Raw genomic sequence first — 13,932 nt, forward strand, 5'->3', positions numbered from 1 at the left:
CTGGCGTCCTTTTGCTACTTTCTCGAGCCTCAGCTTGTGACATGCTACGGGCGACCAAGTCCGCGGTACGTCCAGCCTGCTGCCCGCCACTTGGCAGCGTCAAGAACATTGCGACCATCCAAAATTCGCTGGTTGGTTACCAACGTGGAGAGCGCGTAAGGGTCAAGTTCTCGGTATTGCTGCCACTCAGTAAGGAGCAGTATGGCGTCAGCACGCTGAACCGCTCGATCCACATCCGCTTCATAGTGCAGTTCGGGAAAACGCCGGGCGGCATTATCTATGGCTTTTGGGTCACTGACTGTGACAACAGCCCCTTGAAGCTGGAGCTGTGCAGCAATGCTGAGAGCCGGTGAGTCACGGACATCATCACTTTCAGGTTTGAAGGCTGCGCCAAGCACTGATATTCGCTTTCCCAACAATGAACCCCCGCACAGTTCGCGGGAAAGTTCGACCACACGGCTTCGCCGGCGCATATTTATCGCGTCAACTTCGCGGAGAAACGTAAGGGCCTGGTCTGCCCCTAGTTCACCCGCGCGAGCCATGAACGCTCGAATGTCTTTTGGCAGGCAACCACCACCAAACCCAATTCCCGCGTTCAGGAATTTCCGTCCGATCCGATCGTCCATCCCAATGGCATCGGCCAGACGGGTTACATCGGCGCCCGCGGCTTCACACAGCTCAGCCATGGCGTTGATGAACGAAATCTTGGTCGCCAGGAAAGAGTTGGCAGCCGTTTTCACAAGCTCAGCAGTAGGGTGGTCCGTAACCAGACGGGGGGTGCCCGAAGAAATCGATCCTGCATACACCTCGTCGAGGATTGCGACGGAGGGGTGATCCTCGGAGCCGTTTTCCACCCCATAGACCAATCGATCGGGCTGGAGCGTATCGGAAACAGCATGTCCCTCTCTAAGAAACTCGGGATTCCACACAAGGTGTGCTTCAGGTTCTTTAAGCTGAACGAGTTCCGCGAGCCGGGAAGCAGTTCCCACCGGCACCGTGGATTTTCCAACCACGATATCGCCGGGCGAAAGGTGGGGAAGAAGACCAACCGTTGCCGCATCCACATACGTCAGGTCTGCAGCATTCTCACCTTTCTTCTGCGGAGTCCCAACGCAGATAAAATGCACGTCGCTGCCATGGGCAGCTGACATGTCCGTCGTAAAAGAGAGTCGCCCCGTCTCCTGCACGTCTCGGAGGAGGTCTTCCAATCCGGGTTCGTAGAACGGTGCCCTGGCCGCGGAAAGCTCGCTGATTTTCCGTTCGTCTACATCGATGCCCACTACCTCATGCCCCAGCTTGGCCATGCAGGCAGCGTGTACAGCACCTAAGTAGCCGCAGCCGATTACAGATATGCGCATTCTTTGATTCCTTCCCCAAAGGGCTTATGTTGCGTCCAGCACAGGTCAGTACGCTCCGGTGCTGTGGAAGACGGCACGAACGGTGCGGAGGATAATTACGAGGTCGCCAGCGAGTGACCAATTCTCCACGTAGTAGAGATCAAGTCGCACAGAGTCTTGCCAAGAAAGGTTCGAACGCCCGCTGACTTGCCAGAGGCCCGTAACGCCCGGCTTGACGAGGAGTCGACGGCGAACGTCACTTTCATAGGCCTCAACCTCACGCGGGAGTGGTGGGCGGGGTCCAACCAGGGACATGGATCCGCCTAAAACATTAAAGAGCTGTGGCAATTCGTCGACGCTGAATCTCCGAAGAGTGCGCCCGACACGGGTCACGCGTGGATCATTTTTCATCTTAAAGAGGGGCCCGCTTCCCTCGTTTTTCTCAGCTAAAGCTGTCAGCTTCGACTCCGCATCGACCACCATCGAACGGAATTTGAGCATTCGGAAGAGCTTTCCCTCGATTCCAACCCGTTCTTGACGAAAAAGGATTGGACCACGACTGTCGAGCTTTATTAACACGGCTACAAGGACCATGGCGGGAGTGGCGAGAAGTATAAGTCCCGCGGACACGGTCACGTCGAAGAGACGCTTGGCCACCCGCTGGCCGCCCTCAAGTGTAGGGGTGGTTACATGAATAAGGGGGAGCCCGGCTACCTGTTGAGTATGTATGCGGGGTCCGGCAATGTCTGTCAGTGCCGGTGCCATGATGAGCCCAATGTTCCGGGCAGCGAGTTCCCATCCGAGATGTCGGAGTGTTTGAGGATGAAGCTGAACACCTGCGGATACAGCTACGGCGTCGGCTCCACAGACTTCGATGGCTGAGACTATCGATTCCGTATCGGGCTTTGTGCCGAGAATCCGGAGACCGGAGTCGGGTTCCACCTCGACGGCACTTTCTACCCCTGGCATATACGCTGCGACGGGTAGGTAACCAGCATTCCTAGCCCTGTGAAGCGAAGCGGCAAGGTGTGAAACCGCCCCAGGACCTCCCAGAAGCATTAGGCGGGACATATTTCGCCCTTGGCGTCGCTTTATGTTGAGGTGTTGCCGGATGAGCCATCGTCCAAGCAGCAGCCCCAGTAGTCCGACAGGCAGCGCAAGGCCAACGTACCCACGAGCGGTGTCGAAGCGAAGGACGTAGGAAATAATCGCCACTATGCCGAAAAGCCAGAGAGAAGCCGCAGCAACTCGTTTGTACTCGTCGGCGCCGGACCCTAACACACGGCTTTGACGGCTGTTCCAAGCGCCCAGCATGATCCACCAAGAGATAGCCAGCGCTAAAGAGAGCCAGATGTAAGTGACCTCCTGGCCTGCGCCAACAAAGTCGGGCTCGACACCAAATCTGATGAGGAACGCCCCCACAACGGCCCAGCAAACAACGAACGCATCAACGATGCTAAGAAGCCGCGATGAACGTCCGCGCCAATCCGCGTCCTCATTCACACGGAATCCCCCCATTCAAGCCATGGCTCATCTTGTTTACCAGCGGTGAAACTAGCCCCTAACAGAAAGCGTGTTTTCACGGAACCAAGCGACTGTGCTTCTGATGCCTTCTGGCAGACCAATCGATGACGTCCACCCCGCTTGGGTCAGCATGGAAACATCAAGAAGTTTCCTCGGTGTACCGTCAGGCTTGGTCGTGTCCCAAGTGATGTCGCCCTGGTAACCGACAGCTTCGGCAACAAGCGAGGCCAGCTCGCGGATAGTGACATCATTTCCAGTGCCAACGTTGACCTGAGAAGGACCATCGTAGTTTTCAAGCAAGTGAAGGCAAGCCGCCGCCATGTCGTCTACATGCAGAAATTCCCGCCTGGGAGTGCCGGAACCCCAGTTTGTGACGACCGGCATACCTTCCCGAGCGGCTTCGTCATACCGGCGAATCAAAGCCGGGAGGACATGTGAACCTTCCGGCGAAAAATTGTCACCGGGGCCGTACAAGTTAGTCGGCATCGCGGAGATCCAAGGGAGCCCATACTGTCGGCGAATAGCCTGTATCTGCATGATGCCAGCAATCTTTGCTATTGCGTACGCGTCATTGGTCGGCTCCAGGTGACCGGTCAGTAGGGACTCCTCGCGAATTGGCTGCTCCGCGAACTTGGGGTAGATGCAGGACGATCCCAAGAAAAGGAGACGTTCAACGCCGAACTCCCTGGCGGCATCAAGTACGTTGACCTGAATCCTCAGGTTTTCACTGAGGAAATCTACGGGGAAAGTGTTATTCGCTAGAATTCCGCCCACCTTTGCGGCAGCTAGAACTACATAGCGGGGCTTCGTGTCAGCGAAGAATCTAAAGACCGCATCGCGGTCTTTAAGGTCCAACTCTGAGGATGTACGACCGACGAGGTCCGAGAATCCTTCCTGCTCGAGGTTCCTCCAAATAGCGGAACCGACGAGACCACGGTGCCCGGCGATGTAAAAGGTACCAGCCCTATCAAGTCTTGAGGGCTTGAAACCTAGGGAGTCCGTCATCAGTTCCTCCAGCTTGCAAGATCTACGCTGTCGATCCAATTGTTTCCTGCGTGCTTGAGCGCCTCTATGTCGGCATCAACCATGATGCGGGCCAACTCTGGCGTGTGCACGGTGGCCTTCCAACCAAGTTTTTCCTGTGCCTTTGATGCGTCGCCAACTAAAGCATCCACTTCGGTGGGGCGAAGGTAACGCTCATCGAAGCGCACATGATCTTCCCAGTTCAGGCCAGCGTGCTCGAAAGCGATTTGAAGGAAGTCCCGAACGGTGTAGTTGCCTCCGGTTGCGAGGACAAAGTCCTCCGGTTCATCCGCCTGCAGCATGCGCCACATGCCTTCAACGTACTCAGCCGCATACCCCCAGTCACGAACGGCGTCAAGGTTGCCCATGTACAGCAAATCCTGTTTACCAGCCTTGATAGCTGCAACAGCGCGGGTAATCTTGCGAGTAACGAAGGTCTCCCCTCGACGAGGAGACTCATGATTGAAGAGGATTCCGTTTACCGCGAACATCCCGTAAGCCTCACGGTAGTTCTTGGTGATCCAGTAGCTGTAAACCTTGGCTGCACCGTAGGGGGACCTGGGGTAGAACGGTGTTTCCTCGTTTTGGGGCGGAGGTGTAGCTCCAAACATTTCCGAGGAGGACGCTTGGTAGAAGCGTGTTTTAATCCCCGACATACGAACAGCCTCGAGAAGGCGGATGGTTCCAACACCAGTCGTATCTGCCGTGTGCTCTGGTTCATCGAATGACACGCGAACGTGGGACTGAGCAGCTAGGTTATAGACCTCGTCCGGCCTGATGTCGGCGAGCAAGGTCACCATACGGGCCCCGTCACTCAGGTCTCCATAGTGAAGGAAAAGCTTGGCCTGAGGATCGTGAGGGTCAACATAGAGATGATCCACGCGCGCAGTGTTAAAGGTGGATGCGCGACGGATGAGACCGTGAACTTCGTAGCCCTTCGAGAGCAGCAGCTCTGCCAAATAGGAGCCATCTTGTCCAGTTATACCTGTTATTAGTGCACGTTTGGTCACGGTACCCCCATAAGTAGTTACTAAAGCAAAAAAGCGTCGCCCAGCCTATCGGCCGCGCGACGTCGCCAGATTCTTGATGAACTCATCATAGTGCGCGACAGCGGCTGCTTCTGACAATATTTCGTGCCTGAAACGCAAGGCGTTCTCGGCCATTTTGGCACCAATGGACGGCTGCCCCGCGAGTTCCTCGGCCGCTAACACCAAAGCAAGTGGATCGTCCGCATCAACGCGTACGCCACCCCCCGAGTTTTCGATTTCATAAGCTGTGACGCTGTCTTCGTCGGTAGCTGCGATCACAGGGACGCCAGCGTTGAAGTACGAGGTCAGTTTGCTGGGCACTGCCATGTCCTTAACCCCTGGGAGCTCGTTAACTAGGAGTATGTCCGCGGCTACGAGGGCGCGCTGAAAATCCTTGTTCGGAAGCGAGTCCACGAAGGTGACACGGGCTATACCTTCGGCCTGCGTCTCAAGTTGCTTTCGTTGGTTGCCGTCCCCCATCAAAACGAACCGCACAGCGCTCTGTCGCTCATCTGCTATGCGGGCTGCTCTGATTACATTTTCGAGCCCCTGCTTCTTGCCCATATTCCCAGCGTGAAGAACCACCACATCGTCAGGCGTCCAGCCCAGCGTGGTTCGTAAATCCGATATACCGGAAGTCGGAGAAGCAGGGAGATGCGTCCAGTTTCGAATTACTTCAACCCGGCGCTCGGGAACTCGCAATGCCATAACCATGTGCCGTTTGAAGCGCTCGTGGATGGCCGCGACGCCATCCGCGGAACGGAGAATTTTAGATTCCATTGCGGAAGCGAAGCGTCCAAGCCTTCCTCCGCCCGTGCCCGTCTCAATGACTCCCCGGCTATACAAATCCTGGATCCAAATGCCGATAGCCGGCCTGTGGGGCCGAAGGTGAATTCGCAACATGGCCAGAGCACAAGATAACAACGCTGGGCTAACGACAAGAACGACATCTGGTTTATGCCATCTGGCGAACATGAGTCGTATCCCGAAGCTCAGCTCCATGTGCATCCGCCCGATGGCCGTTGGATTCCGGGGGATGTGATGCCTGAGGCGTTTGACCGAGACACCGTTTATGACCTCACTGGAAGCCCATCCAGTGTATCCATTCTTAAGATCCCATTCGGGATAATGGGGATATCCAGTGATCACATGGACAGTGTGACCCGCTGCGCTGAGTCCCTCTGCAAGACTGGTTGTGTATGGAGCATTTCCCGAAGGCTCGGGAGAATAATTTAAACCAAGAATAGTTATGCGCAAGTGCTTGCTAGCACTAGAATCTGGCTGCTTCATTTTTATCCTCCTAGATGGCTGAGACCATCCAGACCTTCTGAATGTTTTCGGCAATCGGCCTCGTTGTTGAATCGTCCGGAGATCCGGAGAGCCGGAGAACCTACGGCTATGGAGTATGGCGGTATGTCTTTGGCCACGACAGAGCCGGCACCTATAACGCTGCCTTCACCAATAGTGACGCCCCCCAACACGACGACGCCCGCTCCGATCCAGACATCGCGTCCTATCGAAACTCGGTCTTCCATACGAGCATCACGATCGCCCACCCATGTCCCCTTTACTATGGGGGTCCCCACGGAGGATATATCGTGATCTTGACGACCCACGATCTGCACGTTCCTGGCAATAAGAACAAAATCCCCAATGTTGCCGTCGACCTCAATCACAGACCCAGGACCTACTGAAACGTTGCTTCCGAGCTCTAGGCCATGAAGCGAATTGATGCGGCTTCCATATCCAGCACGGAAATTTTGTCCTACTCTGACATTGCGCCCAAGCGCAAGTTGATTTAGAACTGCCCTAACTGCCCTTTGAAGGGGACCAGGTATGCGCGACCTATTTTTATTATCTTTCATGAGCGTGGCCAGCCTGTGTCATCCAAATCTTGCGGTGTGCCAGCTAAGCTGTCCAGAAGCCCCATTGCCATGGACTCAGCGGAATAGTTCGCCTGAATAGGGCGCGCCAGTTCTTTAGCGCTGGGAAATTCGACTTCTTTTAAATAAACCTTTTGGAGTAACGCGCCCAAGGACGACGGATCGTCCTCTGTGAATCTTAGAACCCCTCCGAATCTTTCCAGTTCTACTTCTGGCGCATGGGGTTCGTTGTCGGCAATAAGCATAGGAACCCCAAAGCCGAGGCTTTGCGTCAAGCTGAGGCCTACATATCCGGGCGACACGGAACATAGGGCATCGGCATAAACACGTTCGAGTTTCTCAGTTTCAGTTATGGGGCCAAGAAAACTTATGCGATCTCCACATCCGAGGTCATTCGCAAGTGTTTTGAGAGATGCGAGGTCGGAGCCTTGGCCAACGATCTTCAGCCTTGCTGTATCAATATTGCGGGCAGCGAGAGCGAAGCCTTGGATCAAGAGGTCCACTTTCTTTTCTGGTACTAAGCGTCCGACGTAAATGACCGATGATGGGGCGCTCTTAGAGATACACGGACCCAGCACATCGCGTGAATAAAGCGCGTTTGGCGCAACCCACACGGGTTGCTCGGGAAGATCCTGTCGGGCGGGGACGACGCTATCGAAGCCGTAGAGCACGGTGCCGTTCGCAAGGCTGCGCATAAAACGTCTAAGGCGAGCGGTCCAGCTGCCTGCCCCCGCACGGGGAAACAAATGCCCCCACACTAGCGTACGGCGTCCTAGCACCTTCCGGATAGCGAGCATTGCCCAGGCAGAGGCGCAGCGCGGATTAAGATCGACCATCAATGACTCAGCCCGAATGGCGTCTGCCCAGTGGTCTCGCAGGACGATAACTCGGTCGAAGAGAAAGAAAGCCTTCAAGGGACGGTAGAGGTCGGGGCTGATACCTGTTGTTACAGAGGCGGTTAATTGCCTTGGACCGGCATAAATGCAAACGCGGTCTTCAGCTTGCGTTAGCAACGACTCGATGCATTTCTGACGGTAGAAAGGAAGCACCGTGAGGTACATGACCTTGGAAGGGACGGATCGGGCGTCGCTCATACGTCTCCATTGTTTAATCATGATATTGCCTTTAAATTTGTCGAAACATTGGCCTGGATAACGTCATGTGTTTAGGGCCGCTGTGGACTTTCCGCGAACTCAGCTAGTACCTCATTTACTTTGCTTTGAGCTTGCAGAACAGCAGCAGAAAAATGTTCGCTAACCTGTTCAACTATGCCTTCCGGTAAGATATCTTGCCCGTCATCTTCGATAACCGGCAGCGACTTGAACCAAGGACTGAGAGTAGATCGTATTTTGTCGGATGATCCAATGCGGTATTCAACCGGTATCGCACCCGCCATGATGCCGAAAATCAGCCCGTGAAGTCTATTGCTGATTACCGCATGAGAGGCTGCATAGGTGGAATCTACCACTCGCTGCTGCTCAGAGTGCGTATTTTCACCCCACAACAAGGCTCGAAGGGCGAATTCTTGAGCCAATTTCTGATGCTGGAAGTCGTCCCGTTTAACTTGGCTGACTAAAACTACCTCAAAGCCAGAAGCAGTCAACTTTTGGACAACCCGGCGAAAAGTGTCCTTATTAATTGGAGTGTCGCTTCTAAAGGAACATGAAACAAGGCCGCGTGGATTGGTTCTGGGAATAATCTGCCGGCCAAATGCCAGGTCGGGCGCGGAACGTAAGTCAAGCCCGATAACGGACCCGGACACGGAGTCCCTGACAACGTAGAGTTTCGATGAGGAGACCAATTTACGTTCTAAATACCGCGCCATTCGTCCAGGACCGCGAAGCGCCCTCCCTGCGGTCTGAACGCCACCGCCGGTGGAACGGATGAGCGCGATGTTAGCCAGCATAAGGGCTGTCTTAGCCAAGCAGGCAAAACTATCGGAAAGCAGGTGTGGACCGGGGGCGTATACAAGGTCTGCTTTTCCCTTAATCGCGGCTTTCAGAAGATGCATTTGAAAACGTATAGGGCTTGATATTAATTCCACCTTTTCGGAAAAATCAAACAAATCCACATAGGACTTAGGCATTCTGCCGGTAAGAAGCGTTAACGGCACCTCGCTAAGCTCAAGACTTCGGAAGAAAACGCTTCTTATCGCTATATCTCCAAGATTGTCGTGCTGAGCAGAAATGCTCCCAAAGATTCTTCTTTTCGTCATGAGAATCACATTCTAGTGAATTGAGCGGACCGCCGGGGGGCTGCAGCCTCCCGTGTGTAGGAAATGAGTCGTGTAGCAAGAATAATTACTTGAACTACGAAAGATACAGTGAGTGCCAGTGCTGCCCCGACCGCACCGGCAGCAAGTCCACCAAGAAACACAAAGAGCAGACAAATGATGGTCGTCGCCACGGCGGTCTTTGCAACGAAAAGCTGAAGTCCAACGCCTTGGAGCATTGAAGTGAAAAGAGAAGCTACGCCCGCGAAGACTAGACCTGCGAGAACAATCTGCAATGGAAAGATTGCTCCTCTATATATCTCGCCCAGAAAGAGGTCAACCGCTGCGGGGACGATGACAATGAGGCCTCCGTAGAGAGCAGAGGAGCAGACCGCGAAGATCCCCACCAAGCGCAGTAGCCTCTGCAATTCCCTCGGGCCTTTTGCGCTGCTTGCGGGAAGTAGGACAGCCGCCATGGACGTAGAAAGTATGCGAAGCGGCCCTGTGGCGCGGCTGGTAGCAGCATAGAATCCAGCCTGGCCTGCGCCAGCCACCATCGAGACAATCAACGAGTCAAGATTACGGGCTTGAACGCCGAGTGAATTTAGCCAATACGGCCATGATTTGCCGATAATGGTCTTAATTGGGGTGCGAGGCAGAGAAGTTTCAATTCGCGCAGTAACAAACAGTCGAACAACCACATATGAAATCAGTGAAGTCAAAGCCATACTGGTTGAGAATGATAAAGCAGCATCGAATCCGGCGGAAACTCCAATTATGTATAGTAGGGCCGTCGCAGCGCGTCTGATAAGAAGGTTCTGCGTGTTGAACTTTGCATCACCGTCAGCCAAAGGGACTGAAAGCCAGACATCTGCCTGCCGCTCCGCGGCAGCCCAGACGGCCAGTGGAAGTAGTAAGTAAAAAAACGGGTCAAGAAGGACGGCCAGAGCGAGCAACGGCAACGCTGCCAAGACCAGTAAGGCCATGCCGAGACGATCAGTTAGGCAAAGCGCAGAATATATTAGCGGACTGCAGGTGTTAGCGGACCTTTCCTTTACTACTAGGGTGGCGATTCCCAGATCCAAGCTGGCCTGGAATACGATTGCGGTCCCGAAAGCAGCGGAGAATGTTCCGAATCCGTCGGGCCCTAGGTCACGAGCCAGAAGCAGCAGCGTCACGGCTTGAATCAAGGCACCCGCGAGACGTCCCGCGGATACCCACGCGAATTGAGAAGCTAATCTATTTCTGCCCAACTGGCTTTCTCCTCGACTTAGTCAAACCGCACGGGTTATTGACGACGCTCAGCTCTAATAACCGGCTGGTTTCCGCTCTACTCGGAAGCCCTATCAGTTGTGCCTAGCCGAAGCACGCGTGGGAGCCTCGGAACGAGGAGATACAGGGAAGATGCCGGGAGCCCGTTCCGCCTCGTGCGGTGGGCGCGAGGTCAAGGAGCTGTCCGGCTCCGCCGACACTCGTTCTGAATCGAATGCGGGGCTCTCGTAGCTGTAATAGCTGTATGAATACGCGTCTGCCCCCTTTGTAGGAATACGGTTTAGTACAAGGCCGAGGAGTTGCGCGCCGACTAAATCAAGGGCGCTCAACGATTTCTCAAGTTCTGGGCGACTTGTTTTTTGTGAACCGACAACCACCACGACGCCACCAACATTTTGAGACAGGACTGCTGCATCTGTGACTGGCAAGAGGGGCGGTGCGTCCAAAATGACAAAGTCGAAGGCATCCTCAAGGCGTGAAAGTATCATCTTCATCTCTTCCGAACCCAATAGTTCACTCGGATTGGGCGGAATAGCGCCGGAAGTAAGGACAAAGAAGCTGTCATCGCCCCAGGGCTGCAACAGGTCATCGAGGTCCGCTTCGCCTATTAGTGCTGTAGTCAGCCCCGCGTGCCTATCCAGCCCGAGATAGGTATCCACCATAGGTCTACGAAGATCGGCATCGACTAGGCAAACGCTCTGTCCTGACTGTGCAACAGCCAAGGCGAGGTTAGTCGCTGTTGTGCTTTTACCCTCTCCCGGAATCGAAGATGTAACGAGCACACTCTTTCTCGCACCTGCGATGCGAGTGAATTGAAGATTAGTGCGGAGCTGCCTGAACGCTTCAGCACGTGGACTCTGGATACCGGTTTGTGTCAAAAGGGGTTTCTTGGTTGCGTCTGGGTCGAAAGTAATCCTTCCCAAGAGAGGCGCGTCTGTTACCTGGCGAAGTTCCGCCTCCCCGCGGACCAGAGTGTCGAAGGCGGTTCTCAGCACAGCAATCGCCAGACCCAGCCCAAGGCCAACGAGCAACCCAAGGGCCAAGTTTATTTTCGTATTGGGAGCAGACGGCTGAACCGGCGCGGCTGCCGGCGCAATGATCGACAGTCGTACTGGCGACGTACCGCCTGCCTTAGGCCGTTCCAGATCGTCGACGGCTCGCACGAGACTACTTCCGACTGCCTGCGCAATTGCTGCAGCTTGTGCAGGGGAAGCGTCGGAGGCTTTGATGGTGATTAGGACAGTGTCGGGGTCGCTGCTCGCCTCAATCCGGTTCGCTAGTTGGTCTGGAGAAGCACTTAGGCCTAACGCTTCAACGACAGGACTAAGGACGATGGGGCTGTTGACGGTCTTGACGTAAGACTGAACGCGAGCCTGGCTAAAAGTGTTGCCTTGTTGTAGCTCGGTCACTGTTCCAGAGCTTTGGATGGCTACAAACAACTGAGTACTCGCCGTATATGTTGGACGAATCAGGAGGGAAGCCGCTCCTCCTACAAGCAGCCCCACCAAAGCCAATGCGACGATAGTTATCCAATTGCGGCGAAAGATGCGTAGGTAATCGCGTAAGTCCAACCGGGCCCCCTGTTTCATAGCTGGGGGCTGCCGATGGCGCGCCACCAGAACGGCTATATTCGTGCAGACAACGTAATCATACCGGCTTATGTGACAGCCAAATCAGTGCTGTCATCTTTAGTAGAAAAGTGCTGACCATGACCTCCTCGAGGGATCTACCCGACGGTGTCAGGCATCAACCGAGGCGTGTGTAACCTCGGGTCATCCGTGGGGAATTCGGCCAAGGTGTATCGCAGTCGACAGCGGAAGGGTGAGGGCTGATGTGTGCCTCTATGATGGCTTAGGAGACTTGAGGGGGCATGTTGAAGATACTTACAGTTACCACTGCGTCTGCGTCCACACTGTTGTTGTGCGGTTTTGTTGCGGCGTGGGTGATGTATGTCATAACGGCCAACGAGGCGTGGATCACCGCTGGCGTTTGGAGTCAGCTGCTTGCGGGCGGCACCGCGGGGTATAGCTTGTGGGCATATTCCTATGCATCTGATGACGATTGGCACGGCAAAAACAGCCCTCGGGCAGAGGAGCGTAACTCGTGAGCACAAAAGCCGCGTTCGACCATTATTTAATAACGCGCTTCAACGTGCGGATGAATGAAAAGGCCAGCGAAGAGTGGCTCCGCCACCGCCTTGGATATTTCACTTCCATGTGTATTCCAGCAGTCCGCGAGCAAAGTGCGCAGGCGTTCAAATGGCTCGTGTACTTTGATGCAGAACGCGAAGAGTGGTTCGAAGAGGCAGTCAATGCTCTGGCGGACGGGGTCTTTGAACCGGTCTGGGTCGCTGGCAAGTTTGATCCCAAGGCGTGCGCACGAGACGTGCGCACACGCTCGTCGCAACCTTGGGTTATAACCACGAGAGTGGACAACGATGATGCCCTGGCCAGGGACTTTGTGGAGCAGGTTCAGGCCCAGTTCGCAGAGCGCACTGAGTTTGTTAACTTTACTGCCGGCATGCAATTGACGGACGATGGCAGGCTCCTGCATCGTTCCGATCCGTCCAATGCTTTCATATCACTCATCGAGCCCAATTCGGACACGTTGATGTCCGTATATGTTGACTGGCATGACCGCGTGTCAAAGTATGCGCCGATTCGTCAAGTAAGAACACATCCTATGTGGGTTCAGATGGTACATGGGAGGAATATCGCGAATAAAGTCCATGGCATTCGCGCTAATCCCGCTTTGTTGTCAAAGTACTTCGAAGTGAATCTGACAGCGGCTAGGATTGGCATGATCCAGTTGGTCGCTCACCAAATGACTTCCATCGCCTCGCTTGCCTTCAGAGTAGTTCGAAAGCCTCACCGCATGGTATGGCTTTTCAAAGTGATTCGCGCCCGCCTGGGAGTCGGATGATGGGTGGAATGATCGCCATCGGCGACAGCCTAATCAACGGGCTAACGCCTGACTTGGCTGGTGTGAAGGGGCAGTCTTGGGCTCGTTGGCTTGCTGACGCTGCAGGTATTTCTTATGAGCAGTATGCTAAGGGTGGGCTAACTTCCTATCAAATTGTTGAAAGACTCCTTCCAAAGGTTGTCGGCAATTACGACTACGGTGTTTTTAACATGGGCACGAACGATGTTCTGACGAGCTGGGATCCCATAGCTTTTCGAGATAATGCTGCGACAGCAGCTACGAGAATGGCAGAGGCGTGTGAGCGAGTCATTGTCTTAAGTGTTCCCATTTCCTCCGAAGCGGACTCTATAGTCCGTAAAGTTGCAATAGGGGTTGGGGCCACAGTTATCGATGGCAGGGTTCAGGGGCGTCGGTTCTCTCGCCCAGACGGCATTCACCCGACGGCCCTAGGGTACTTGCAGATCGCGGACCGTGCTGCGGTCGAACTTGGCCTTCCAAAGCCCTCGCTGTCGGCACCTGAGCCGACTCAACTCGGTTTGGGATACGTGGTGAAACACTTCGGCCTGTCCTGTTATTTTCAGGCCAAAACTATGGCTCGGAGACTACCCAGGTAGTGAGCAGCTGAAAAGCGTGCTTATTAGGTGCTTGCAGATCGGCCGGCTGCTTGATTTTGGTAGTGGGCCGGGCGGGGAAGGCGTGCGCCGACCGGCTCAAAGACCGCTTTAAGACCT

Annotated in this window: 12 protein-coding genes; 2 read left to right on the forward strand and 10 right to left on the reverse strand. The window is 54.6% G+C overall.

Annotated elements, in window-relative coordinates; all coding sequences use genetic code 11:
• Nucleotides 1-44: 44 nt before the first annotated feature.
• The 10 genes from HTS88_RS20035 to HTS88_RS20080 form a co-directional block, all read right to left on the reverse strand.
• Nucleotides 45-1,358, reverse strand: coding sequence for a UDP-glucose dehydrogenase family protein (locus tag HTS88_RS20035; protein ID WP_174181594.1), 1,314 nt, complete (start codon nucleotides 1,356-1,358; stop codon nucleotides 45-47).
• 45 nt (nucleotides 1,359-1,403) lie between these two features.
• On the reverse strand, nucleotides 1,404-2,840 hold the full coding sequence (locus HTS88_RS20040) for a sugar transferase (protein ID WP_343045033.1): 1,437 nt from the start codon (nucleotides 2,838-2,840) through the stop codon (nucleotides 1,404-1,406).
• Between the two features lie 51 nt (nucleotides 2,841-2,891).
• Nucleotides 2,892-3,866 carry a GDP-L-fucose synthase family protein gene (locus HTS88_RS20045; RefSeq protein WP_174181598.1) on the reverse strand — a complete coding sequence of 325 codons (975 nt, stop codon included), beginning with the start codon at nucleotides 3,864-3,866 and terminating at the stop codon, nucleotides 2,892-2,894.
• Nucleotides 3,866-4,894 (reverse strand): GDP-mannose 4,6-dehydratase, encoded by a 1,029-nt coding sequence (gene gmd / locus HTS88_RS20050; protein ID WP_174181600.1) that lies wholly within the window; start codon nucleotides 4,892-4,894, stop codon nucleotides 3,866-3,868. The genes HTS88_RS20045 and gmd overlap by 1 nt, the downstream gene beginning before the upstream one ends.
• 45 nt (nucleotides 4,895-4,939) lie before the next feature.
• The gene (locus HTS88_RS20055) at nucleotides 4,940-6,202 is read right to left on the reverse strand and encodes a glycosyltransferase family 4 protein (RefSeq protein WP_174181602.1); all 1,263 of its coding nucleotides are present in this window, start codon (nucleotides 6,200-6,202) and stop codon (nucleotides 4,940-4,942) included.
• Between the two features lie 2 nt (nucleotides 6,203-6,204).
• A complete protein-coding gene (locus tag HTS88_RS22465) occupies nucleotides 6,205-6,777 on the reverse strand; it encodes a DapH/DapD/GlmU-related protein (protein ID WP_174181604.1) in 573 nt (190 codons plus the stop codon).
• Nucleotides 6,774-7,910, reverse strand: coding sequence for a glycosyltransferase family 4 protein (locus HTS88_RS20065; RefSeq protein ID WP_174181606.1), 1,137 nt, complete (start codon nucleotides 7,908-7,910; stop codon nucleotides 6,774-6,776). The genes HTS88_RS22465 and HTS88_RS20065 overlap by 4 nt, the downstream gene beginning before the upstream one ends.
• A gap of 50 nt (nucleotides 7,911-7,960) precedes the next feature.
• Nucleotides 7,961-9,010 carry a polysaccharide pyruvyl transferase family protein gene (locus HTS88_RS20070; protein WP_174181608.1) on the reverse strand — a complete coding sequence of 350 codons (1,050 nt, stop codon included), beginning with the start codon at nucleotides 9,008-9,010 and terminating at the stop codon, nucleotides 7,961-7,963.
• Nucleotides 9,011-9,015: 5 nt separating this feature from the next.
• Complete coding sequence (locus HTS88_RS20075; protein ID WP_281359109.1) at nucleotides 9,016-10,260, reverse strand: oligosaccharide flippase family protein; 1,245 nt, start codon at nucleotides 10,258-10,260, stop codon at nucleotides 9,016-9,018.
• A gap of 93 nt (nucleotides 10,261-10,353) precedes the next feature.
• The gene (locus tag HTS88_RS20080) at nucleotides 10,354-11,868 is read right to left on the reverse strand and encodes a tyrosine-protein kinase domain-containing protein (RefSeq protein ID WP_425515579.1); all 1,515 of its coding nucleotides are present in this window, start codon (nucleotides 11,866-11,868) and stop codon (nucleotides 10,354-10,356) included.
• A 514-nt stretch (nucleotides 11,869-12,382) separates the two neighbouring features.
• On the opposite strand from HTS88_RS20080, the gene HTS88_RS20085 reads away from it, so the two are divergent.
• Nucleotides 12,383-13,201 (forward strand): glycosyltransferase, encoded by an 819-nt coding sequence (locus HTS88_RS20085; protein ID WP_174181614.1) that lies wholly within the window; start codon nucleotides 12,383-12,385, stop codon nucleotides 13,199-13,201.
• An 8-nt stretch (nucleotides 13,202-13,209) separates the two neighbouring features.
• On the forward strand, nucleotides 13,210-13,815 hold the full coding sequence (locus tag HTS88_RS20090) for an SGNH/GDSL hydrolase family protein (protein WP_174181616.1): 606 nt from the start codon (nucleotides 13,210-13,212) through the stop codon (nucleotides 13,813-13,815).
• The last annotated feature ends 117 nt before the right edge of the window (nucleotides 13,816-13,932 follow it).

Origin of the sequence: Pseudarthrobacter oxydans, from assembly GCF_013314975.1 — a bacterium.
GTDB classification, from domain to species: Bacteria; Actinomycetota; Actinomycetes; order Actinomycetales; family Micrococcaceae; genus Arthrobacter; species Arthrobacter oxydans.

What these genes read in the sequence shown, in the direction of transcription:
- HTS88_RS20090 (WP_174181616.1), top strand. Translation starts at nt 13,210, where the DNA reads ATGATCGCCATCGGCGACAGCCTAATCAACGGGCTAACGCCTGACTTG.
- HTS88_RS20070 (WP_174181608.1), bottom strand. Translation starts at nt 9,010, where the DNA reads ATGACGAAAAGAAGAATCTTTGGGAGCATTTCTGCTCAGCACGACAAT.
- HTS88_RS20080 (WP_425515579.1), bottom strand. Translation starts at nt 11,868, where the DNA reads ATGAAACAGGGGGCCCGGTTGGACTTACGCGATTACCTACGCATCTTT.
- HTS88_RS20035 (WP_174181594.1), bottom strand. Translation starts at nt 1,358, where the DNA reads ATGCGCATATCTGTAATCGGCTGCGGCTACTTAGGTGCTGTACACGCT.
- HTS88_RS20065 (WP_174181606.1), bottom strand. Translation starts at nt 7,910, where the DNA reads ATGATTAAACAATGGAGACGTATGAGCGACGCCCGATCCGTCCCTTCC.
- HTS88_RS20055 (WP_174181602.1), bottom strand. Translation starts at nt 6,202, where the DNA reads ATGAAGCAGCCAGATTCTAGTGCTAGCAAGCACTTGCGCATAACTATT.
- HTS88_RS20045 (WP_174181598.1), bottom strand. Translation starts at nt 3,866, where the DNA reads ATGACGGACTCCCTAGGTTTCAAGCCCTCAAGACTTGATAGGGCTGGT.
- HTS88_RS22465 (WP_174181604.1), bottom strand. Translation starts at nt 6,777, where the DNA reads ATGAAAGATAATAAAAATAGGTCGCGCATACCTGGTCCCCTTCAAAGG.